The sequence below is a fragment of the Shewanella sp. MBTL60-112-B2 genome (genome assembly GCF_019655055.1).
Lineage (GTDB): Bacteria > Pseudomonadota > Gammaproteobacteria > Enterobacterales > Shewanellaceae > Shewanella.
In genome coordinates, this window is sequence record NZ_BPFA01000027.1 from 25085 (window position 1) to 46892 (window position 21808).

A 21808-nucleotide genomic window follows, 5' to 3' on the forward strand; every position below is an offset into this window, starting at 1 on the left:
CAGTGATTACTTGCCGTTAAGCGGAGAACTTTTGCTTATAGGCGCACTTTCGTGACCGTATAACAACTCAAATAGATCGATGAAGTGTAATTGATTGGTTTGGCTCTTACCTGTTAACCAACTTTTCCAACTTAGATCATCAGACTGACTCGCGCAGCGATTATTTGGATGGCTCGCAGGTAAGCTAGGGTTATACTGGCTGGTGGCACTATCACAGGCGCAAGCATTGTTAGATGCTGTTTCTACAGAAGTAGACGATAACGCAAGTGTGCCAATTGCAGAGCTCGCAAGCGCAAGAATCACAGCAGATTTTAGCATTGCTGTATTCTGGATAAGTCCTTTCATCACGCCTCCTTTATTAACTCGGTCGAAACATTATAGCAAAGTCGGCTATATTTTAAACATTTTTTACCCATAAATTCTATTTCACTGTTTAAGTGAATTATTTTATCTGTGCAATTTATATTAAATGGGCGCTCAAGTCTGGAGGGCTATGGCTGCAGCAGGTAGAATAGCATATTTCTTAAACATTCAGGTGAGTTCGATATGCGTCCATTTTTGATTGCTCCTTCTATTTTATCTGCCGATTTTGCTCGTTTAGGTGAAGACGTCGATGCGGTATTAAACGCAGGGGCTGATGTAGTTCATTTTGATGTCATGGATAATCACTATGTGCCAAATTTAACAATTGGCCCTATGGTGTGTCAGGCGCTACGCAACTACGGTGTCACAGCCGATATCGACGTGCACCTAATGGTGAAGCCAGTCGACCGTATCATTCCTGATTTTGCAGAGGCTGGTGCATCGATTATTACATTCCACCCAGAAGCTTCTGAGCACGTGGACCGCACGCTACAGTTAATCAAAGAGTCTGGCTGTAAAGCAGGCCTAGTATTTAACCCTGCAACGCCACTGCATTACCTAGACCATGTAATGGATAAGCTCGACGTGATTTTGCTGATGTCTGTTAACCCAGGCTTTGGTGGCCAATCATTTATTCCGACTACTTTGGATAAATTGCGTCAAGTGCGTAAATTGATTGATGACAGCGGTTACGACATTCGTTTGCAAGTTGATGGCGGCGTAAAAGTCGATAATATTGCCGAAATCGCTGCTGCGGGTGCGGATATGTTTGTAGCGGGTTCAGCTATCTTCAATAAGCCTGATTACAAGGCGGTAATCGACGAGATGCGTGCAGAACTTGCCAGCGTTGAGGCGTAATTAATGAAGCCTTTTAGTCAAATTAACACAGTAGCATTTGACTTAGACGGAACGCTAATCGATAGCGTTCCGGATCTAGCTGTCGCCACGCGCGCGACCCTAGAAGAGCTAAACCTTCCACTTTGCAGCGATGAACAGGTGCGAAGCTGGGTGGGTAATGGCGCTAAGATGCTAATGCGTAGAGCGCTATCTTTTGCGCTTGATACTCAAGTGAGTGAAGAAAAGCTGCAAAACACTATGCCGCGATTTATGCATTTTTATAAGCTGAATCTGCAACTGCACAGTGTGTTATATGTAGGTGTAGAATCGGTATTATCCCAGCTGCAACAAGCGGGTTATCGTATGGCGATTGTTACAAACAAGCCTTATGAATTTACCATTCCACTGCTTGAAGCATTTAATATTGCTGGTTACTTTGACATGGTGCTTGGTGGTGACTCATTAGCAAAAATGAAACCCGACCCATTGCCACTGCAGCATATTTTGCATGAGTGGCAGTTAGGATCTGAGCAGTTGTTGATGGTGGGTGACTCAAAGAACGACATATTAGCCGCAAAAGCGGCTAAGGTTGCCTCTGTGGGCTTGACCTATGGCTACAACTACGGTGAAGATATCGGGCTAAGCGGCCCAGATGCCGTATGTGAACAATTTAGTGAAATAACCGCGCTACTTAATCTGCGCGATAAAGCAACGGAGCAATAAACAAAATGACGACCCCCCTAACGAAACCAGTAGTTCTAAGCGGAGCGCAGCCATCGGGCGAGCTAACCATCGGCAACTATATGGGCGCGTTACGTCAGTGGGTTGCAATGCAAGATAGTCATGATTGCCTTTATTGCGTCGTTGACCTGCATGCGATTACTGTCAGACAAGATCCAGTTAAATTACGTGAGGCGTGTTTAGATACGTTAGCACTGTATTTAGCTTGTGGCGTCGATCCTAAAAAGAGCACGGTATTTATCCAGTCTCAGGTGCCACAGCACACTCAGCTAGGCTGGGCGTTAAACTGTTACACCCAGATGGGTGAACTAAACCGCATGACGCAGTTTAAAGACAAGTCTCAGAAGCACGCTAACAATATCAACGTCGGTCTATTTGGTTACCCAGTATTGATGGCTGCAGATATTTTGCTTTACCAAGCTAACGAGATCCCAGTTGGTCAAGATCAGAAGCAACACTTAGAGTTGACTCGTGATATCGCGACTCGCTTTAACAATGCTTATGGTGAAACTTTTGTGATCCCTGAGCCATTCATCCCAGAGCATGGTGCTAAGGTGATGTCACTGCAAGATCCGTTAAAGAAGATGTCTAAGTCTGACGATAACCGTAATAACGTTATTGGTCTGCTTGAAGATCCTAAAGCGATCATGAAGAAGATCAAGAAAGCGATGACTGATGGCCAAGAGCCGCCAGTAGTGCGCTTCGACGTTGCTGAAAAGCCTGGTGTATCAAACCTACTGAGTCTAATGTCTGGTTGTACTGGCCAATCGATTGCCAGCCTTGAAGCTGAGTTCGAAGGCAAAATGTATGGTCACTTAAAAGTGGCAACAGGCGAAGCGGTTGTTGGGATGCTAGAGCCATTGCAGCAACGCTTTAAAGAGTACCGTGCGGACCACGCATTCTTGAATCAAGTGATGAAAGATGGCGCTGAAAAAGCACAGGCACGCGCTGAAGTGACCATTAAGAGTGTATACGAGAAGATCGGTCTTATCGTTTAAGATTAAATATTTGACAAAAAAGCCAGTGATTATCACTGGCTTTTTTATTGGCTATAAAATATTAAATACAAAAAAATCAGATGTTTATTGTTGGCTTAGCCAGGTCACAAAGGCGGCGATAGCAGGTTCTTTAAGGCGGCGTTGTTTACAGCTGAAGTAGAACTCAAACCCAGTCAAAATATCGGGTAAATTCAACTCAACCAATAAGCCCCTTTCGATATCGGCTTGCACCATAAAGTCCGATGCAAGAGCAATCCCTTGGCCTGCAATAGCAGCCTCAATAGCCATTAATACATGGCTAAAAATATGCTGTTGTTGCTCTGCGGGTAGGGCTAAATTGTTTGCCACAAACCATCTGTCCCAATCTAAGCCGAGCGGCCCCTCATCGACAGTCAGCAATGGGTGCTTAGCTAATTCGTCCAGTGCTTGGCTATCAGACGCCAGCAAACTTGGGCTAATAACCGGAATTAAGCGCTCTTTATGCAATAAGAGATGATGGTAGCCCAATTGGCCACTTTGACCCGTAATGAACATATCTGCCACGCTGTCGCTTAATTCGGGATCATCAGCAATCATATCGAGGCGGATTTTTATTTGCGGATGTTGGCGCCTAAAATCACTGAGTCTAGGGATTAGCCATTTGATCGCAAATGAGCTGTAAACGGCAAGGCGCAGTTGATCATTACTGTCGCCACTTATCTGCATACTTAAATCACTCAGTTCATTAAAGATCCGCTCTAACTCTTTATATAGCAACTCGCCTTTGTTAGTCAGTTGTAGTTGTCGCCCTTCGCGCTTAAAGAGTCGCTCGCCATAATGCTCTTCAAGTTGTTTAACTTGATGGGACACCGCGCTTTGAGTAATGCAAAGCTCTGCGGCTGCACGAGAGAAATGTGACTGTCTGGCGGCGGCTTCAAATACTTGCAACGCCCTAAGAGGAGGCAGTTTGCGCATGTCGATGATCCTATGTATGAATTTAATAAGTGATCTTTATCATGGTATTAATTTAATTCATGAATGGATAAAAAACATCATTTTAGTTTAGGTTTTGCGGGCTATATCATGCGGGCAAATTCAGTTGTACTGTGGAATAACAGATGAAATCCAATGTCATGATTGCTATGGCAATACTCGTTTTTGGAAACCTTTTTAGCGCACTTTACGATGTTTCCATTAAGTGGATGCCTGAGGGAAGTAACGCGGCTACTTTTTTATTAATACGGCAAATCCTATCGGTTTTGATGTTGTTGCCTTTATGGGTTTACGGCAAAAGGCCTACGACTCAGCACCTAAAAGTGCATTTCTTTCGCTCTAACACCGGGGCACTCGGCGCGGTTTGTTTGATCATGGGATTAATGTCATTACCGATTGCAACGGTAAGCTCACTGTTCTTTTCTGCGCCTCTGATGATAGTCCTAATGGGCTGCTTATTTCTAAAAGAGAAGGTAACGCCAACTCAGTGGCTCGCCACCATTTTAGGTTTTATTGGTATTTTAATCTTACTGCGCCCAAGCGAAATCAACTGGTTTGGGATTGCGGTGTTGATCTCGGCATTTACTTTTGCCCTGAATCAGCTCGCGCTACGTAAGCTGCCCGATAGCGAGAATCCAAGTGTGACCCTGATGTTGTATAACACGCTCAGTATCCCGCTGACATTGGTGATGGTACTGGTACAGGGCTTTGAGGGGGTAAGCTGGGGGCTTATCGGCACAGCAGCACTGAGTAACTGCTTCTTACTGGCGTATCACTGGTTATGTGTGCTGGCTTACCGCAAGGCTGAGGCGAGTCAAATCGCTATTGCCGAATACACTGGGTTACTATTTTGCGTGCTGTTTGGCTGGCTCTTGTTTGACGAGTGGCTAGATGGTTTGAGTTGGATAGGTGCTAGCTTTATCGTGTTGCCGTCTTTAATTATCCCGTGGGTTACGACTAGAATTGCTTATTTACGGCCAAAAAAAATCATCGAGCAAAAGGCTGGATGATTTCTTTAAGCGCTGGTGGTCTTCATATTATTAAGAGTCCGTGTATTCGAACACCTTAATGACCTTACGAACGCCAGCGGTATTTCGAGCGACCTCTACGGCTAAATCTGCCTGATCTCGCTCAACATAGCCAATTAGAAAAACTTCACCGTTTTCAGTTACCACTTTGATGTTAGTTACATCTAAGCCTTTCTCATTAAGCATGCGCCCCTTCACCTTAGTGGTGATCCAGGTGTCGTTACTTCGAGTGGTAAATGAAGTCGGATTACCGATGCGGATCTGGTTGTGGATCTTGCCACCAATCTGCAACTCTTTAACGACACGAATGGCTTTATCTCGCAGCATAGAGTTTGGCGATTGGCCAATCATCAATACGTTTGAGTTCATTACGATGCCGCTAATGTTGGCTTGATTGTTTAAATCATCATGAGAGGCTAATGCACTGGAGACATTAAAGTCAGCATTAGTATCGTCAATTTGAGTCTTAAAGCTGCGCTCGTCATTAACCATCATTGCGCCGCCAACTGCGCCGACCATAATGGCACCAGCGCAGCCTTGCAGCATTAATACAACGGCGATTAATGGGAGCAGTGCTCTCATGCCTGCTCGTCCTGTGGGAATAGCGTGCGGTCGATATTGTCACATAGGCAGTGAATCGCTAACAGGTGCACTTCCTGAATACGCGCAGTCACGTTAGAAGGTACACGGATCTCAACGTCATTGACGCTCAGAAGACCAGCCATCGCGCCGCCGTCCTTACCCGTTAACGAAACAATCGTCATGTCACGGCTTAGGGCTGCTTCCATTGCCTTAATAACGTTGCCTGAGTTGCCACTAGTTGAAATCGCTAGCAGGATATCGCCAGGTTGACCCAGTGCCATGATCTGCTTAGAGAAGATTTCATCATAGCTGTAATCATTAGCTATCGCAGTGATGGTTGAAGTATCACAGCTCAATGCAATCGCAGGAAGCGGTGGACGCTCAATTTCATAGCGGTTTAACAGTTCAGCAGAAAAATGCTGTGCATCGCCAGCACTACCACCATTACCACAGGCTAAGATCTTATTGCCACTGAGTAGACAGTTAACCATCATCTCTGCGGCTTTGGCGATTGACTCTGGAAGGGCTTCAGATGCATCAATCTTAGTTTGAATTGATTCGGTAAAGCTGTCTTTTATGCGTTCTAACATGGATAAACCCTATGTTTATATATGCTTGGTATCACGGTATTTTACCGAACTGAGCATATGAAAATTAAGCTATTTAAAAAGCGTCGCGGATCCACTGTATGGCATTGGGATCGACCGCGACAACATCGAAACGACATATGGCATCGATTCGATTAATCTGTATGTAATGGCTCGCTGCTTTTCTAATGCGTAGAGTTTGTGCTTGGCTCAACGCATTGATGGCTCCACCGTATTGAGATGGAGAGCGGTATTTTACCTCAACGAACACCCAATCGCTGCCATCTTTCATCACAATGTCGATTTCGCCAAAGCGATATCGTACGTTTTGTGCGACAAATGTCAGGCCGCGCTGCTCCAAATACTGCCGCGCACTATGCTCGGCTATTTGGCCTTGGTTTTGATTTTCTACCATCAAACTCGCTCATCCCTGTGGCGTCAATTTGACTCTTTTCTAAAGCAATAACCTAGACTTGCTTATCTGTACTAATGCAGCTGTAAATCTTGCTAATATCAGGGTAAATCTGCTTTATAGCGGACGTAAATTACCCCTTTGGTAGCGGCCCCAACTTAGTTGGCGATTTAATGTGCCGTCAGGTTGCACCGATAGCATGCCACTACGACCTGAAAACTGATAGCCAGGCAAGGCGCGCATCTGAGCCAGTTTACCCACTAAATCCAGTGCATCATAGCCCATTATAAATAGTCTTTTACGGCTATTGCTCCAGTTTGGCCATAGCTCGTTGACCATTTGCGTTTCAGTGTTCGGCGTCAGTAACCAAGGAATGTCGCTAATGGTTAGGTTATTGAGCTCTTCAGCGGTCTCGCGACTGCTGCCTTCGACTCGGCTACGGCTGGTGGTATAGAGCGGAACAGGATCGGCAAATACGCTAAAGTTAACATCGATAAAAGGCTTAAGCAGCACTAAATCTTTGCTCGCAGAAATCATATAAATCGCATCGATATCACGGCGAGAGCGGAAATCGGCTTCAATTTTAGGCGTTAGAATTGCCTTAATACGGGCAATACGTTCTTTACTGTCGATAACACCTAGTGCCTTTTGCACTGTGACTTTCATCTTATCGCCACCGTCATAGTAATGAATTTCGGCAGGGTTATTGGTTAGTTTTTTCCAGGCGTTAGCAAAGCTTTCGGCCATGCGGTGGCCAACAGCATCGTTGCTTACCAGCAGCAGTGGTTGCTTAATACCATCATTGTAGAGGCGCTGCGCGGCATCGATAGCTTCATCCGTTGGAGACAGAGCAAAGAAGAACTTATCTGGATCGGCCGTAAAGGTATCGATATGGTTTAGATAAAGTTGAGGTATGGTTTTGTTTGCTACAGGGCTTACTGAAACTGGGCTTGCCACTGCTGGATCTGCTGGATTGACAGTATCAGTCGCCGGCGTCATATTTTGTAACTCTTCAACCTCAGACTGCAGTAATGGACCAATGATAAATTCTGCACCTGCAGCGACAGCTTGTTGATATGCAGCCTGAGCGCCAGTAGCCGTATCGAAAAAGTTAAGCGTCACATGGTCATCACCTAATGCCATATAATTAGCCAGAATGCCTTGTTTTACCGTGTTAGCAACAACGGCGCGTGAACCCGTTAAAGGCAGCAATACGGCGATATTTTTCGGTTGGTAAGGCTGGGTGTTGAGCGCCTTTTCTAAATCAGTTGGTAATTTAGCTGCAGCAGGGTGGTTAGGATTGAGCTGCTGCCAGCTGCCTAAGTGACGCACCAGATCATTAGGATCCACGGCATAGTGTTTAGCTATGTAGGCGAGCTGTACCCAGCCAGCAAAAATAGGATTTGATCTATCGTCGCTAAAGCTAAGTAGTGTTTGTTCATTAATCGGCTGCAGTGAGCGCCAAATGGTGTCATTGACTTCATGGGCTTCGGCGGCAGGAAGATACTGGCTCAGTAAGCTGAGCTGCCTTACTTGATCAATCGGCTGGTTAATTAGCTGATATAGGTGGGCCTTGAATTGGTAATAGCTGACCCATTGCCAGTTAGGCAGTTTCCAGTTGCTTGGATACTTGAGCACTTGTAGCGCATGATCGTAAGTCGAAGTCATCTCGAGCACGCGAGCCGAAAGGTAAATATGTTCGGCCAATAACTCAGGCTTTTGGCTGATATCTTGAGCAATAGACTTCAATGTTTTATCGGCGGCGCTGGCATTACCTTCATTGATAAAGGCATGAGCGGCGAGTAAAACATACTTATCCTGGGTTTCTTTATTTTTTTCGTTGGCAGCTAATGCCAAGTATTGCGATGACGGTTTGGTCACCGAAGATAGAGAAACTTCAGTCTTTTCAGTCTTTACCGGCGCAGAAGTCGTGCCGCAACCGAACAAAACCGCAGATAAAATTGCGATAGAGATAAATTTTGTTGTATTCAGTCTTTTTAACACGGGTCTTCACTCTGGTAAGATGCTGCTAATAGTTTAACCTGCTCTTCCCCTTGGCGAAAGTATTGTTAGAAACTCTTGCCAACACTCAATACAGAGGTAGATATGGACCTGTCGGTCGCGCTTTACATTGTTCCCACACCAATAGGGAATTTAGGAGACATCAGTAGCCGTGCGCTAGAGGTGCTGAATCAGGTATCACTTATCGCCTGCGAAGACACTCGCCACAGCGGCAAGTTGTTGAGTCATTTCGGTATCGAGACCCGTAAAACGGCACTGCATGATCATAACGAGCGTGATAGAGCCCAGTGGATCATTCAAAAACTAGGTAATGGTGAGGCGGTCGCGCTAATTTCAGATGCAGGCACACCGCTTATCTCAGATCCGGGCTATCACTTAGTCAAACAAGTACGCGAGGCGGGCTTTAACGTTATTCCGCTACCGGGGCCATGCGCTGCGATCACCGCTTTATCTGCATCGGGTTTACCATCGGATCGTTTCTCATTTGAAGGCTTCTTGCCATCAAAGGAGAAGGCAAGGTTAGATAAATTAACGGCCTTGAAAGATGATCCTCGTACCTTAATATTTTATGAGTCGCCGCATCGTATCGTGCATAGCCTAGAGTCTATCTTGGCCGCTTTAGGTGAAGATCGCGAAATCGTTATGGCGCGTGAAGTGACTAAGACTTTTGAGACCTTTCTTTCCGGTCCAGTTGGTGAAGTATTGCAAATCGTTAAGGATGATCCTAACCAGCAGCGCGGTGAAATCGTGTTGATGTGTCATGGTCACCGTAGCGATGAAGAAGCAGAGTTTTCACCAACGGTGATCAATACCCTTAAATTGTTGTGTGAAGAGTTACCACTTAAGAAAGCCGCAGCTGTTGCTGGCCAGATTTACGACATTAAAAAGAATGCGTTGTATAAGCATGGTTTATCTATTGGGCTATAAGTTTTTCAGTTGTACGATTTAGCACTCTCCAGTTAGTGCTCTATTTATCGCTCTTTATTAATAGATGATTCTCTAATAGTTGAGCGTTAGGTTAAGTTGATTAGTGAAAGTCCTTGGTTTGTTGCTTGAGCTTAGCTATAATCCGCGCCGAGTTGGCTAGACAGTTGCCGCGTTCGCAAGAACGGGGAGGAAAGTCCGGGCTTCAAAGAGCAGGGTACCAGGTAACGCCTGGGCGGTGTGAACCGACGACAAGTGCAGCAGAGAGGAGACCGCCAATCTTCGGATTGGTAAGGGTGAAAGGGTGCGGTAAGAGCGCACCGTGCGGCTAGTAATAGTTCGTAGCAAGGTAAACTCTACCCGAAGCAAGACCAAATAGGGTCCCGTATGGCGCTGCTCGCGTTGGGACCGGGTAGGTCGCTTGAGCCTGTGAGCGATTGCAGGCCTAGATGAATAACTGTCCACGACAGGACCCGGCTTATCGGCCAACTCAACCTATTACAAGTAAAAAACCGCATCTCGCAAGGGATGCGGTTTTTTACTTTCTGGGACTTCCCGAGGCTTATCGGGCATCAATGTCACCTATTTAAGAAAGCCCTCAACAGTAATGTGAGGCCTTTTTGCTTTCTGTCTGATGCAAAACTACCATTCTACTCTTGATCTAGGAACAGCGGTTTATCGGGCATCAATGTCACCTATTCAGACAATTCCATTTATCGTAAGAGAAGTGGGCTTTTTGTTATCTGTTAGTTCCAAAACGTCCAGCCTGTTCTTGAGTTAGGGGCTGCGGCTTTTGTTTTCAGCCCTAAATCACCTATTTCAGTAGATGGTTATCATCAATTAGGCTTTGCCTGAAATAAAACAAATGAAATTCATGGAGTAGGCTATGTTTAATGGCTTATTAGCACGCCGACTTTTGTTAAAACAGAAAAGGTCTATGGAGGCGAGCTTAGCATCCCTGCGATACACGGCTTATAAGTTCATTTAAACATATCCAGGTTAGACTCAGTGATAAAGTTAAGCTTTGCTAGAAGTGCAGTGCAAGCTTCTAAATCAGGGATGATTTAGCAGAGCCTATAGGGATATATTTACGGCGTCTTGCTAAAGCACGATAGGAAAGCTCCCTTCTAGGGAGTCTGCTTTGTAACATATGGGCAAAGCCACCTTCTTCAGAAGGTGGATTCTTTATTTTCTGTTAATTATGTCCTGTTGCTTAAACTAACCAAACCTAGAAATAGTAACCAAAGTTAATGTTAAAGCGGGTATTAGTGCCGCCGTCGCCAACCATAGTGCCGCCGATAAACGGTTGGTTTTCGGCAACGACAAAATCAAAATAGGTGTAAAGGCCGCCAGCAGAAACTGCCATACCGGTAACGTTCATAAAGGTGTCTTCCATAGCTGCTGGTTTATCGGTGACTAGCGAGTAATCGTTATAGAAGGTAAGGTTTGATATTGGGCCGATATCAACAGGAAGGCTGTAGGCGAGGTTGGCAATGTATGTAGTGGCTTCAGCTGGGATAGAATCATAAAAATGATAGGCGGCCACAACGATGCGATCCACATCCATGCCGTCAACGTCGTACTTATAATCAGTCATCTGTAGCTTCACATTCCAGCGGCCATAATTGATTACGCCATGAATCGCTGCTGCGACATTATCACCATCGGTGCCGTTTTCTATTTCTAATTGCCCGGCTTGAATTGATGCGCCTAGCTCAAGGTTTACTTTATCAAAGGCGAAGTTGTGCGCATAACGTGCATTGAAGGTATTCACTTCTCCTGCAGCATAGCCTGCACTTGGCGCGTCGTAAGCATCTTCTCCGTCTAAGCGAATACCCACCACATCATAAGCATAGCGGTCAGTGCGGTCAGAAACAAAACCGTCGAGGCCGCCTTGTTCATCATTTTTGTAGAAGGCAAAATCAAATTGGTTACTATCACCTTTATAGGTGTAGTTCAGTCCCATATCATGGTCATCTTCAAGCCCAAGATAGAAATTAGAACTAAAAAAGTAGTTGTTTGAGGCGTAGCTTAAAATACCGAAAGGCACTTGAGTAACACCAATTTTTGCTTGTTGTTGCTCGTCAAAGTTATAGCCAATCCATGCATGCTGAATGACATTCATATACTCAAACCAGCGGTATTGAGCCGAAAAAATAAGGTCCTGATAATTGCCTGAAACATCGATACGAAATAGGTCAAAATCAAAGTCACCACCACGATCTGCATTATCTTCATCAAAATCTTCATAGGAGTAGTTAACACGTACTGCACCGCCAAACTTTAACGAACTCTCTTGTACTTTTTGCTCTTCAACGGCAGCTTGTTGCTTAGCCAGTGCTTCTTGCTCTCGCTGCTGTTGGTTCTGTTCTTTTGCCTGTTGCTGCTGCGACTCGAGTTGTTCGATACGCGCTTTTAATGCGGCGAGTTCATAGTCAATCGGAGAGGCTTGCGCTGGGGTTGCTAGGGCTAGCGCGATACAAGAGGCGGCAAGTGAGTAACGGGTCATCAGATATCCTTATTGATCATGTTGATTTAGTGTCATGGCGGTTATCTAAGCCTTGCAGTAAGGTTCGATAGCGCGACTGTGGCAACTGCTTACGTGTATTGCGGTTTACTCCGATCCTATTCAGAGTGAACGTGCAAGCAAATGGCATACTTCAATCTCTATTACTGACAACCTCGCTCGTTACAGTGTTTCATGTTGAGACTTAGTTGTGATGTAGTGGATAAAATTAACATACTTAGTGCATGGTTAATAGTTTGCTTACATATGAAATGCTGGCTTTGTAATGCGAGATGTTATTAGGGCGTGGCACTTATTTTTTGTTGATTTAGTTTCTGATATTTAAGTGACTCTAATGCTGGATGGTTTGTGGTAGATGAAGCCTGTAAAAAAGCCCACTAACCAAAGGTTAGTGGGCTTTGAGGTAATAAGCTTAAGCTGGTTTAAATAGACACTTGAGTCGTTTGAAAATAATCAAGCGCGACATGGCTAAATAGCCGCTAACGGTTTTTTGATGTAAACGGAAAATCGTATCGTACAGGCGACGCACTAAACGGCCCTTTAAGATCAATCTATCGTTCATCATGGTGCTAATGGCAAAGTTATGCCCAATCGCAACCACCATACCGCCATCGTTGTAAACAAACGGCTTAAGTGGTTTGCCATTTAAATGGGCGACTAAGTTTTTAGCCAAATGCACTGCTGCGCGATTAGCTGCTTGCGCCTTGGGTGGGACTTGGCTGCCATCTGCTTGTGGAATGGCGGCGCAATCACCAAGTGCAAAAATAGCTGAGTCAAAGGTGGTCATTAGGGTTTGTTCAACCACTAATTGATTAAGCGAATTGCTTTGCAGTCCACCAATATCTTTTAACCAGTCTGGCGCTTTAATACCCGCCGCCCAAAATTGGATGTCGGCATTAAGCACTTGGCCGTCGCTGGTGGTCATACGGTCGCTATCTACACTGGCAATACGCGTATTAAGCATCACGTTGATTTGGTATTTCTCAAGTCTTAGCAATGCTTGCTCAGACATCTTAACTGGGCCGTTTGGTAGCACTCTGTCTGCCGCTTCAATCAAGTTAATGTTGAGCCATGCTGCATAAGGGTTTTCGCTTAGCTCGGCGCTAACCTTAGCCAATTCAGCTGCAAGCTCTAGTCCTGTCGCGCCCGCGCCAACAATATTGATGGTGCAGTCTTTACCTGAGCGTAGCAATGAGCTTATTTGGTGCCAGCTATCACGGGCCTGCTCTGGTGTATCTAAGAACAAGCAATGTTCTTTTGCGCCTTGGGTGGCAAAGTCATTACTAATAGCGCCGATGGCAATAATTAAGTAATCGTAATTAAGCGTATCGGATTCTCCATTAGGTTTGCGCACAACAAGTTGCTTTGCTGCTCGATTGACGTCTGTCATCCAAGCTTGGTAATGCATGTAACCATTATTAGCGCCATGGCTGAAATAGCAGATTGTGTCTAGATCGCTGTCAAAAGTACCTGCAGCGATCTCATGGAAGCGTGGCTTCCAGTAGTGGTGAGTTTCACCTTCAACCAGAATAACTTCATCTTGGCTATTCACACTGCGACCTAGCATGCTTGCGATTTCAAGGCCTGCAGCGCCGCCACCAACAATAACAATACGAGACATTATAATTCCTCTATGCATCGGTAGATGCAGACAAAATTTGAAAATTGAAAAGAGCCTTGGAACTGAAAGGGGATACGCAAGGTATGACCGAGTGCATGGCTATTAGATGGCGCTCATTATAGTTATCGTCGTATTTGGAACAATTGGCTAAAAATGCAAATTACTTTTACCAATAGGTAATAATAAAAGGTGAGATCGAGGTAGGTTATTGATAGGTATGTTGTTTAACTTTCTTCGACAGCGTCTTAAATGGCCTATTGCGAGTGCTATAGGCCATGTTTATTACGAGTTATGCGGTCTTTAGTCCTGCCGTTAGGTGATCTAACAGCATACGCACCTTAGGTGAAAGGTGGCGATTTTGCGGATACAGCGCCCAAATCCCTTCCTCTGGTTGACGGTTCTGTTCAAGTAATGCGGTGAGCTCCCCTGCTTCAATGTAAGGCTGCACGTAATAATCTGGCAGCTGCACTATGCCTATGCCTTTTATGGCCGCATCCACTAATGCATGACCACTATTACAGCTCAAGCTGCCTTTGACCCGAACATTACGGGCTTTACCATTCTCTTGAAAGCGCCAGTAATCCATGGTGCCAATTAAGCAGTTGTGTTGATCAAGCTCTGATAATGAATGTGGGATGCCATAAGTAGATATATAGCTAGGTGATGCACAAACATATTGGGTACGGCTACTTAGCTTTTTGGCCATCATGCTCGAATCTTCTAGATGCCCAAGTCGAATAGCCAGATCGTAACCTTCATCAACTAAGTCTAATTTTTGATTAGTGAGATTAAGCTTCACCTCAAGCTCGGGGTAGAGCGATGCAAAGTCATTAATTAATGGTGCTATGGTCATTTCACCATAAGTGACAGGCGCGGTGATCTTCAGTAGCCCACGTGGGCTGGTCTGCAAATTGGTAATCGCGCGTTCGGCCTCTTCTAAACCATCTAATACTTGGCGACAATGTTGATAATAGATGCGGCCAACTTCTGTAACCGATACTTTGCGGGTGGTTCGATGAAACAGCTTAGACGCGAGTCTGGTTTCCAGCGCACTGATTTGGCGGCTGACTTGTGCTGTCGAAATGCCTAATCGCTGCGATGCTTTAGTAAAGCTTTCAGCTTCGGCTACAGCAACAAACTCACTGACACCTTCCCAATTAAACATGCTGTTTCCTTATAAGGATTGAATAAACTATTTTTACTATATAGTAAAAGATATTTGCATATTTGGCCAATTATCATCTTTGATGAAATAAATATAATACATCCATCGAGTCGAGTGGTGTTGATTGATATAGATAATCAGTTTTAATCACTAATGTATCTTTAGCCAATGTCGACTAAAGAGCAGACTTCAACTATAGATTAATGGCGGCTAATTGAATGCGCCATTTGTCGATCATTTATTGGGCAGCACAATTGTCATGCAGAGGTATCAATATGGCGGGTGGATGGTCTAGAGATGGTGCAGTGCAAGATCAAATCGACAGTAGCGTCGAAGATGCTGTGGCCGAGGCAAGAAGTCGATTACGTGGCGGGATGAGTTTACTGCATTGTGAAGAGTGCGGTGAAGCTATACCAGAAGCAAGAAGGTTGGCATTACTCGGCGTTCGACTCTGTATTAGTTGTCAAAATGAAATTGATAACCAACAGGCTAAACAGCATCTATTTAATCGTCGTGGTAGTAAAGATAGCCAACTGCGCTAATGCTGACACGATAGAAAATGAGTCGCAATTAATTAACTAGTCGGCTTGGGTTTAGCTCAAGCCACATAAAGTGCTTCATATAAATAATGAAGCCATTTTTAAAAGATTATTACCATATGGTAAAGGTAAATTACCTATTGATGGGATTATCAATGTCAAACAGGTAGTTATAATCTTACCATACCCACTGCGGTGAACCACCGTATATAAAGTTTATTAAGAGTAGGAATACAAGATGACAGCACAAACAATCAAATCAAAAGCCGCAGTAGCTTGGGCAGTTGGCCAACCACTATCAATGGAAATCGTTGATGTAATGCCACCACAAAAAGGTGAAGTGCGCGTTAAGATGATCGCCACTGGCGTATGTCACACTGATGCATTTACATTATCAGGCGATGATCCAGAAGGTATTTTCCCTTGTATTCTTGGCCACGAAGGCGGCGGTATTGTTGAGTCAATCGGTGAAGGCGTAACTAGCGTTCAAGTTGGCGACCACGTGATTCCACTTTACACGCCAGAATGTGGCGAATGTAAATTCTGTAAGTCTGGCAAGACTAACCTTTGTCAGAAGATCCGTGAAACTCAAGGTAAAGGTTTGATGCCTGATGGCACCACGCGTTTCTCTAAAGATGGCGTTGAAATTTTCCATTACATGGGTACATCAACTTTCTCTGAGTACACAGTATTACCTGAGATCTCTCTAGCCAAAGTTAACCCAGAAGCACCGCTTGAAGAAGTGTGTCTGCTAGGTTGTGGTGTAACTACTGGTATGGGCGCTGTAATGAACACCGCTAAAGTAGAAGAAGGCGCAACGGTTGCTATCTTCGGTATGGGTGGTATTGGTCTGTCAGCGGTTATTGGCGCGGCAATGGCTAAAGCTTCACGCATCATCGCTATCGACATTAACGAAAGCAAGTTCGACCTAGCACGTAAGTTGGGTGCAACTGATTGCATCAACCCTAAAGATTACGACAAGCCAATCCAAGACGTGATTGTTGAGTTAACTGACGGTGGCGTAGATTACTCATTCGAGTGTATCGGTAACGTACATGTGATGCGTAGCGCACTAGAGTGCTGCCATAAAGGTTGGGGTGAGTCAGTAGTTATTGGTGTTGCAGGTGCTGGCCAAGAGATCTCAACTCGTCCATTCCAGCTAGTAACAGGCCGTGTATGGAAAGGTAGTGCATTTGGTGGCGTTAAAGGCCGCTCTGAACTACCTGAGTACGTAGAGCGTTACATGGCTGGCGAGTTCAAGTTAAACGACTTCATCACTCACACTATGGGTCTTGAGCAAGTTAACGAAGCATTTGACCTAATGCATGAAGGTAAGAGTATTCGTACTGTTATCCACTTCGATAAGTAATTAAGTCGTACAAAATAACAAGCGCTTTCGGGCGCTTGTTTTTTTAGAGGGTCAACGACTCTCGATGTCACAAATTTTTAGGAGTCGGTATTAAATGACTGTAGAAAATATCAGCGTAAATAAGAGCTTTGGCGGCTGGCATAAGCAATATAGCCACCAGTCTACAACCCTTAATTGCGCCATGCGATTTGCGGTTTATTTACCGCCTCAAGCGTCAAACGGTAAAAAAGTGCCAGTGCTTTATTGGCTGTCAGGCTTAACCTGTACCGATGAAAACTTTATGCAAAAAGCCGGTGCACAACGCATGGCTGCTGAGCTAGGCATAGCGATTGTTGCACCAGATACTAGCCCGCGTGGTGACGATGTTGCCGACGATGCTGGCTACGATTTAGGTAAAGGCGCAGGCTTTTATGTGAATGCCACCCAAGCTCCTTGGAACCGTCATTACCGCATGTATGACTATGTGGTAAATGAACTGCCACAGCTGATTGAATCTATGTTCCCAGTTAGCGATAAACGCTCTATCGCCGGTCACTCTATGGGCGGTCATGGTGCGTTAGTGATTGCGATGCGCAATCCACAGGCTTATCAGTCAGTGTCTGCATTTAGTCCAATTGCTAATCCTGTTAATTGTCCTTGGGGTAAAAAGGCATTTACGGCTTACTTAGGTCGCGACACCACAACTTGGGCTGAATACGATGCTAGCTTACTCATGCGTCAAGCCACTGAGTTTGTGCCTGCTTTAGTGGATCAAGGTGAGGCTGATGATTTCCTTACTGAGCAGCTAAAGCCTGAAGTGTTACAAGCTGCAGCTAAGGTCAGTGGTTATCCATTAACGCTAAACATGCAAGAAGGTTTCGATCATAGTTATTATTTCATCTCTAGCTTTATTGAAAACCACTTACGTTTCCATGCTGAGCATTTGGCTAAATAAGCTAAATTTCAATTAGTGAATCACTGCTATTCACTGACATACCGACACTAAAAGCTGCCTACTAAGGCAGCTTTTTTTGTTACTGATATTCATGACTTAACAGATTATTACCCAAGGGTAAAAGTCATTTGTGTTTTATGGTGATTATCAATCTAAGCCAGATGAATATAATAGCGTCATTAATTTAAACCTCTTTGCAAACAAACAATTGCTGAGCAACATTAGGGTAATAGCATGAGCTGGATTTTTCTTTTATTGGGCGTAGTTGCAGAAGCATTGTCTCACGTGGCGTTAAAAGCTACCGATGGTTTTAGTAAGCCCTTGCCTGCTGCTTTAGTCCTTCTTGGCCACTTAACCGCTTTTATCTTTTTAGGCCAGGCGATGAAGGGCATGCCAGTTGGTGTAGTGCACGCATTATGGGCAGGCTTAGCCATTGTTACCGTAACACTATTATCTGCTCTGTTTTATCGTCAACATTTAGATATGACAGCTTGGGTCGGTATGGCGCTGGTGGCCGTTGGCGTGATGATGATTAACTTCTCTCAAGGTCACGCCCATTAGGTTGCTTGGGCGTTTTTTGCGCATTTATTATTAACTGCTACAGTAAATTGAGATTGTAAGGAGATGAATTTATGCGTTTACTAAAACGAGTGTCTTTATTATTGATAGTGTTGTTAGCGGGTTGCACCTCGAGTGAGGCTAGCAAAGAGCGTGCGGCAATGTATACCTTTCCAGAGCTTGAGCAGGTTAACTCTATCGATAACTTTCGAATTGATGGCTGGGAGAGCATTGATAGGTATTCAGTTATCGTTAACTCGCGCCCAAGGCAGAGTTACCTGTTAATTTTAAGTGGTGGTTTAACCGACCTTAACTTTGCTCAAGGCCTATTGGTGAGCTCAACTTTAGGTAAAGTTGAGGTGGGGTTTGATTCGGTATCAACGGTACAAGATCCTATGATGAAGTCACAGATAAAACGGATCTATAAGCTGGAAAATAAACAGCAGAAAAATGCAATTAAGGCTAAAATCGAAGCCTTTGATGATGAGTGATTTATTGAAGTGAATAATCGCTTTTTGCTACTTGTTTATACCGGAATTAATTGCTGGTGATTTCGGTTAGAAGTGTGTTTTTACTTGAAAGCGCCATTCCCAACTATTCACTTCAGGTCCGCTAGTGTAGGGCACGCTTAAATCGATATGGGCGACATTGCCGTAGCTGGATTTTGATGAATAAATTCTCGCACCAATACCGAAACTGCCGATAGGTGATGATATTGCATTGTTTTCATCTGGCCCGCCAAATGCGTGACCGATATCGGTAAAAATAGCCCAACCGAGCTCAGCTAGCTGATATAGGTTAATATTTGGATAGTTACGGACTTCTGCTGTAAAAGCCCACTGATGGTCGCCATATTGATAGTCATTAGGGTAGCCACGAACCCCGGTTTCATCACCTAAAGCGAAGGGTTTATCTAAGTAATTGTTCTTTGAAGTGCTGAGTCTCAGTTTTGAATATGCTGTCCATTTAGGACTGAGATGGAAGAAGTACTCTGCGGCGACATTGACTTGATAAAAATCTTTTTGGCTGGTGGCAAAGACCCCTTCAGCGTCCATTTCTAATAAAATTAGTTGATCATCGCTTTGATAACCTCTGCTTGAGTGCAAATCGATATGATAGCCTACGGGCGAATTATCATTGAGATCTCGTGTTTCTAAGCCTAGCTTGAAATAGTGTTGCCAGCCGAGATTAAAGTCTTCGTTGTTATTAATAAGGTACACATTATTAAGCACCTTAAAGTCATCTTGTAGGTATTGGTAGGCCAGCCATGGATACAAAAAGTCTCTTGCTTGGGGCAGCTCAGAGGTTGGATAGCTGTCGATATGAGCAAACTCGTGTTTGTCTTGAGTTATCCCTGTGACTATCCGCGACAGTTCGTCATTATTACGCTCAATCAGCCAGCCAAAACGGGCATTATTGTAGGTCTCGGTATGTTCGAATTCGTTAATGTCCTTGCCGTTTTGTTTGAGAGTATCGATACGCTTATCATCTAAGTATTCGGCGGAGTACATATGTGTGCCATCTAAGCTATAAAAAGGCTTGTCAAAGTAAAGGTGCGTAGCCTGTCCGTCGCTATTGTCGTAAAAGTCAGCGGCGATGGTAGCGTGTCTGATGAAATAAACAGGCGCCTCGATGGCAAATTTGTAACCTGTTCTGTCGGCATTAGATTGGTACTTCACGCGAGTACGAATGCCATAGCCGAGCAAGTTGTCTTCTTTAAGGCCGATAGAAAACTTACTCTCCCCGCCGCTATGGCTAGCGCTAAAGGTCGGTAATAGTGACCAGTTGTCCCAAGTTTCGACCAGAATATTTTCACCTTCATCGGCAAGGTCGGCATCGGCTGCCGGTTTGGGGAATGTAACTCTGGCATCGCGGATATAGGCTTGTGCACGCAGTAGTCGCTGTGCTTCTTCTAAGTCTTTGGGACTGACTTTATCGCCTTCCGAAAAGCTTAATTTGTCGCGGATCACTAAGTCTCGAGTATTAATATGCAGGTAATTAGCCCAACGGTGAATAAAAAAAGTTTCGGGATCTGATAGGTCGAAAATGTCATTACTCTTGATGACAATATTTTTGGTTGGTTTTTTTTGCTCGTAATCATCTGCATGCTCGTTATAACCTGAGGTGGTTTTTGTTTCAGCCGAAACCACACCCGCCTGGATGCTAAATATGAGTGCCAATGTCAGGCGGAAAAGCCATTTCATCCTATTCGTTATACTCCTTGGCGCGATCCACTAATTGCAACAGGTCACAAATTTGTAATACAGGGTAAGTGTAGATTACTCAAGTAATAACGTACTGATTTACTAAAGCTGAAAATGATGTGATGCAATAAAAAAGAGCGCTTATAAGCGCTCTTTTTCGGTATTTGCTGAGGTTAACTTTATAGGGTTCGCCTTGGTGGCACTGCAACGTTCGCAAAAATGAGTCCAGCGACAATCGACATAAAGATCAGGAAGATTTGAATGCCTAAATGGGACTGGTTAAAGATAGTCTCACCGAGAATAAGCGTGTTAAGACCAATATAGGTCTTACTGCCTGGCACCAAAATAACGATGCCTTGTAAGAGAGCAATTGATGCAGGGGCTTTCATCCAGCGGGCAAACAAGTTTGAATACACTCCGACAGCTAACGCACCAAAGAAAATGCCGATAGATTCACCAAAATAAATTCCACCGAGCATAGCTGAGAAGAAGGCCACAATACCTGCCATAATCCCCCATGGTGAGTCTTTTAAGCGTGCCTTAAAGATAATAACTAATGCGGTAGAAAGGATGGGGACTGCAGCCCAAATCCCCCATTGTGGGAGGCTGGCTGGTGGCACATAAATGGTTTCACCAAAAATCGCCTTACCAATTGCCATACCCAATATCACGCCAAAATACAGCTTAAATAGCAGCATAAAAGCGTCCATTACCCTTGCTGTACCTGAGATTAAATCTCGTGCGGCAAGTTCAGCTAAGCCCAGCGTCAAAGCTAAACCTGGTATAAAGATGATAATCCCAGAAAGGATAATAACCGGAATATTGACCGAGGGGTCGATTCGAGCGATACCGTAGGCAAGAATGGCGCACAAAATGGCAGATAGAGGTTCTAGCATCTCAGCCATGCGTTTTGAGTGTTCAGCGCGGTACACTAAGCCATACACCATCAGGCCGAGCATGCCAGACCAAAATACATCGTTCCAGCTAGTGCCCATCAGCATGGCAAATGCGCCGGCAGAAATGCCAAAAGCCAGCAGGGTGAGTTTAGTGCCATAAGGATTAGGCTTGTTAGCAATCTCTTCTAAACGCTCGAGTGCTTCACTGAGGGTGCGTTGACCTGACATCAGCTCTTCAACAAGCTCGTCAGTTCGGGCTAAAGCACCTAAGTCCAATTCGCCGGGTCTTACCCTCGCAACATGGTTGTATTCCTGATCTTCGTCGTGCTGTAGCACGAAAGTCATCGCGGTAGGTGAAATTAAGAAATAGCCCTCAATGCCGAGCACGTTAGACACACCTTGCAGGTGGGTTTCAAGGCGGTAGGCTGGCGTACCAAATTTATGTAGGGCTTTACCTAGCCTGATGATGAAACGGCGCTTTTCTAAAAACTCTTGATTATCCACTATCTTACTTCGCTATAGGTGACTT

Annotated in this window: 21 protein-coding genes and 1 other RNA gene; 11 read left to right on the plus strand and 11 right to left on the minus strand. The window is 44.7% G+C overall.

The genetic code is table 11. The features are described from left to right. Positions 1–6: 6 nt before the first annotated feature. Positions 7–345: a hypothetical protein gene (locus tag K5Q73_RS15890; protein ID WP_220765004.1), complete on the minus strand. Its 339-nt coding sequence runs from the start codon at positions 343–345 to the stop codon at positions 7–9. A 201-nt stretch (positions 346–546) separates the two neighbouring features. Here K5Q73_RS15890 and rpe point away from each other — a divergent pair, with 201 nt between their 5' ends. From rpe to trpS, 3 genes are read left to right on the plus strand one after another with little or no spacing between them, the layout of a single operon-like run. Further along, on the plus strand, positions 547–1221 hold the full coding sequence (gene rpe, locus K5Q73_RS15895; RefSeq protein ID WP_220765002.1) for a ribulose-phosphate 3-epimerase: 675 nt from the start codon (positions 547–549) through the stop codon (positions 1219–1221). Positions 1222–1224: 3 nt separating this feature from the next. Continuing rightward, positions 1225–1923, plus strand: a complete 699-nt coding sequence (locus K5Q73_RS15900) for a phosphoglycolate phosphatase (protein ID WP_220765000.1) — start codon at positions 1225–1227, stop codon at positions 1921–1923. Positions 1924–1928: 5 nt separating this feature from the next. After that, positions 1929–2939: a tryptophan--tRNA ligase gene (gene trpS / locus K5Q73_RS15905; protein WP_220764998.1), complete on the plus strand. Its 1011-nt coding sequence runs from the start codon at positions 1929–1931 to the stop codon at positions 2937–2939. A gap of 84 nt (positions 2940–3023) precedes the next feature. Here trpS and K5Q73_RS15910 read toward each other — a convergent pair whose 3' ends face one another. Continuing rightward, on the minus strand, positions 3024–3893 hold the full coding sequence (locus tag K5Q73_RS15910) for a LysR substrate-binding domain-containing protein (protein WP_220764996.1): 870 nt from the start codon (positions 3891–3893) through the stop codon (positions 3024–3026). Between the two features lie 143 nt (positions 3894–4036). Between K5Q73_RS15910 and K5Q73_RS15915 the strand changes: the two genes are divergently transcribed. After that, a complete protein-coding gene (locus K5Q73_RS15915; RefSeq protein WP_220764994.1) occupies positions 4037–4921 on the plus strand; it encodes a DMT family transporter in 885 nt (294 codons plus the stop codon). 30 nt (positions 4922–4951) lie between these two features. On the opposite strand, the gene K5Q73_RS15920 is transcribed toward K5Q73_RS15915, so the two are convergent. The 4 genes from K5Q73_RS15920 to K5Q73_RS15935 all read right to left on the minus strand — a co-directional run bounded on the left by K5Q73_RS15920 (position 4952) and on the right by K5Q73_RS15935 (position 8524). Beyond that, positions 4952–5521: a BON domain-containing protein gene (locus K5Q73_RS15920; RefSeq protein WP_220764992.1), complete on the minus strand. Its 570-nt coding sequence runs from the start codon at positions 5519–5521 to the stop codon at positions 4952–4954. Then, positions 5518–6111, minus strand: coding sequence for a phosphoheptose isomerase (locus K5Q73_RS15925; RefSeq protein ID WP_028767370.1), 594 nt, complete (start codon positions 6109–6111; stop codon positions 5518–5520). The genes K5Q73_RS15920 and K5Q73_RS15925 overlap by 4 nt, the downstream gene beginning before the upstream one ends. A 73-nt stretch (positions 6112–6184) precedes the next feature. Next, entirely contained in the window at positions 6185–6523 is a 339-nt protein-coding gene (locus tag K5Q73_RS15930; protein ID WP_220765086.1) for a YraN family protein, read from the minus strand. Between the two features lie 114 nt (positions 6524–6637). Continuing rightward, a complete protein-coding gene (locus K5Q73_RS15935; protein ID WP_220764990.1) occupies positions 6638–8524 on the minus strand; it encodes a penicillin-binding protein activator in 1887 nt (628 codons plus the stop codon). Positions 8525–8626: 102 nt separating this feature from the next. Between K5Q73_RS15935 and rsmI the strand changes: the two genes are divergently transcribed. Together rsmI and rnpB are read left to right on the plus strand one after the other, a co-directional pair. Then, positions 8627–9469 (plus strand): 16S rRNA (cytidine(1402)-2'-O)-methyltransferase, encoded by an 843-nt coding sequence (gene rsmI, locus K5Q73_RS15940; protein WP_220764988.1) that lies wholly within the window; start codon positions 8627–8629, stop codon positions 9467–9469. A gap of 148 nt (positions 9470–9617) precedes the next feature. Then, an RNA gene (rnpB, locus tag K5Q73_RS15945) (RNase P RNA component class A) lies at positions 9618–9963 on the plus strand. A 731-nt stretch (positions 9964–10694) separates the two neighbouring features. Here the strand turns inward: rnpB and K5Q73_RS15950 are convergent. The 3 genes from K5Q73_RS15950 to K5Q73_RS15960 all read right to left on the minus strand — a co-directional run bounded on the left by K5Q73_RS15950 (position 10695) and on the right by K5Q73_RS15960 (position 14779). Continuing rightward, complete coding sequence (locus K5Q73_RS15950) at positions 10695–11975, minus strand: carbohydrate porin (RefSeq protein WP_220764986.1); 1281 nt, start codon at positions 11973–11975, stop codon at positions 10695–10697. Positions 11976–12405: 430 nt separating this feature from the next. Continuing rightward, positions 12406–13614, minus strand: coding sequence for an NAD(P)/FAD-dependent oxidoreductase (locus K5Q73_RS15955; protein ID WP_220764984.1), 1209 nt, complete (start codon positions 13612–13614; stop codon positions 12406–12408). A 289-nt stretch (positions 13615–13903) separates the two neighbouring features. Continuing rightward, positions 13904–14779: a LysR substrate-binding domain-containing protein gene (locus tag K5Q73_RS15960; protein WP_220764982.1), complete on the minus strand. Its 876-nt coding sequence runs from the start codon at positions 14777–14779 to the stop codon at positions 13904–13906. A 275-nt stretch (positions 14780–15054) separates the two neighbouring features. On the opposite strand from K5Q73_RS15960, the gene K5Q73_RS15965 reads away from it, so the two are divergent. From K5Q73_RS15965 to K5Q73_RS15985, 5 genes are all read left to right on the plus strand, one after another. After that, positions 15055–15321 (plus strand): DksA/TraR family C4-type zinc finger protein, encoded by a 267-nt coding sequence (locus K5Q73_RS15965; protein ID WP_220765084.1) that lies wholly within the window; start codon positions 15055–15057, stop codon positions 15319–15321. A 235-nt stretch (positions 15322–15556) separates the two neighbouring features. Beyond that, positions 15557–16687 carry an S-(hydroxymethyl)glutathione dehydrogenase/class III alcohol dehydrogenase gene (locus K5Q73_RS15970; RefSeq protein WP_259650819.1) on the plus strand — a complete coding sequence of 377 codons (1131 nt, stop codon included), beginning with the start codon at positions 15557–15559 and terminating at the stop codon, positions 16685–16687. Positions 16688–16781: 94 nt separating this feature from the next. Beyond that, entirely contained in the window at positions 16782–17621 is an 840-nt protein-coding gene (fghA, locus tag K5Q73_RS15975; protein WP_220764967.1) for an S-formylglutathione hydrolase, read from the plus strand. A 234-nt stretch (positions 17622–17855) separates the two neighbouring features. Next, positions 17856–18182, plus strand: a complete 327-nt coding sequence (locus K5Q73_RS15980; RefSeq protein WP_028767378.1) for a multidrug efflux SMR transporter — start codon at positions 17856–17858, stop codon at positions 18180–18182. Positions 18183–18253: 71 nt separating this feature from the next. Beyond that, positions 18254–18670 (plus strand): DUF6491 family protein, encoded by a 417-nt coding sequence (locus K5Q73_RS15985; protein ID WP_220764965.1) that lies wholly within the window; start codon positions 18254–18256, stop codon positions 18668–18670. 66 nt (positions 18671–18736) lie between these two features. Here the strand turns inward: K5Q73_RS15985 and K5Q73_RS15990 are convergent, their stop codons facing one another. Next, positions 18737–20383: a ShlB/FhaC/HecB family hemolysin secretion/activation protein gene (locus tag K5Q73_RS15990; RefSeq protein ID WP_220764963.1), complete on the minus strand. Its 1647-nt coding sequence runs from the start codon at positions 20381–20383 to the stop codon at positions 18737–18739. 179 nt (positions 20384–20562) lie between these two features. Continuing rightward, positions 20563–21783, minus strand: a complete 1221-nt coding sequence (locus K5Q73_RS15995) for a threonine/serine exporter ThrE family protein (protein WP_220764962.1) — start codon at positions 21781–21783, stop codon at positions 20563–20565. Between the last annotated feature and the right edge of the window lie 25 nt (positions 21784–21808).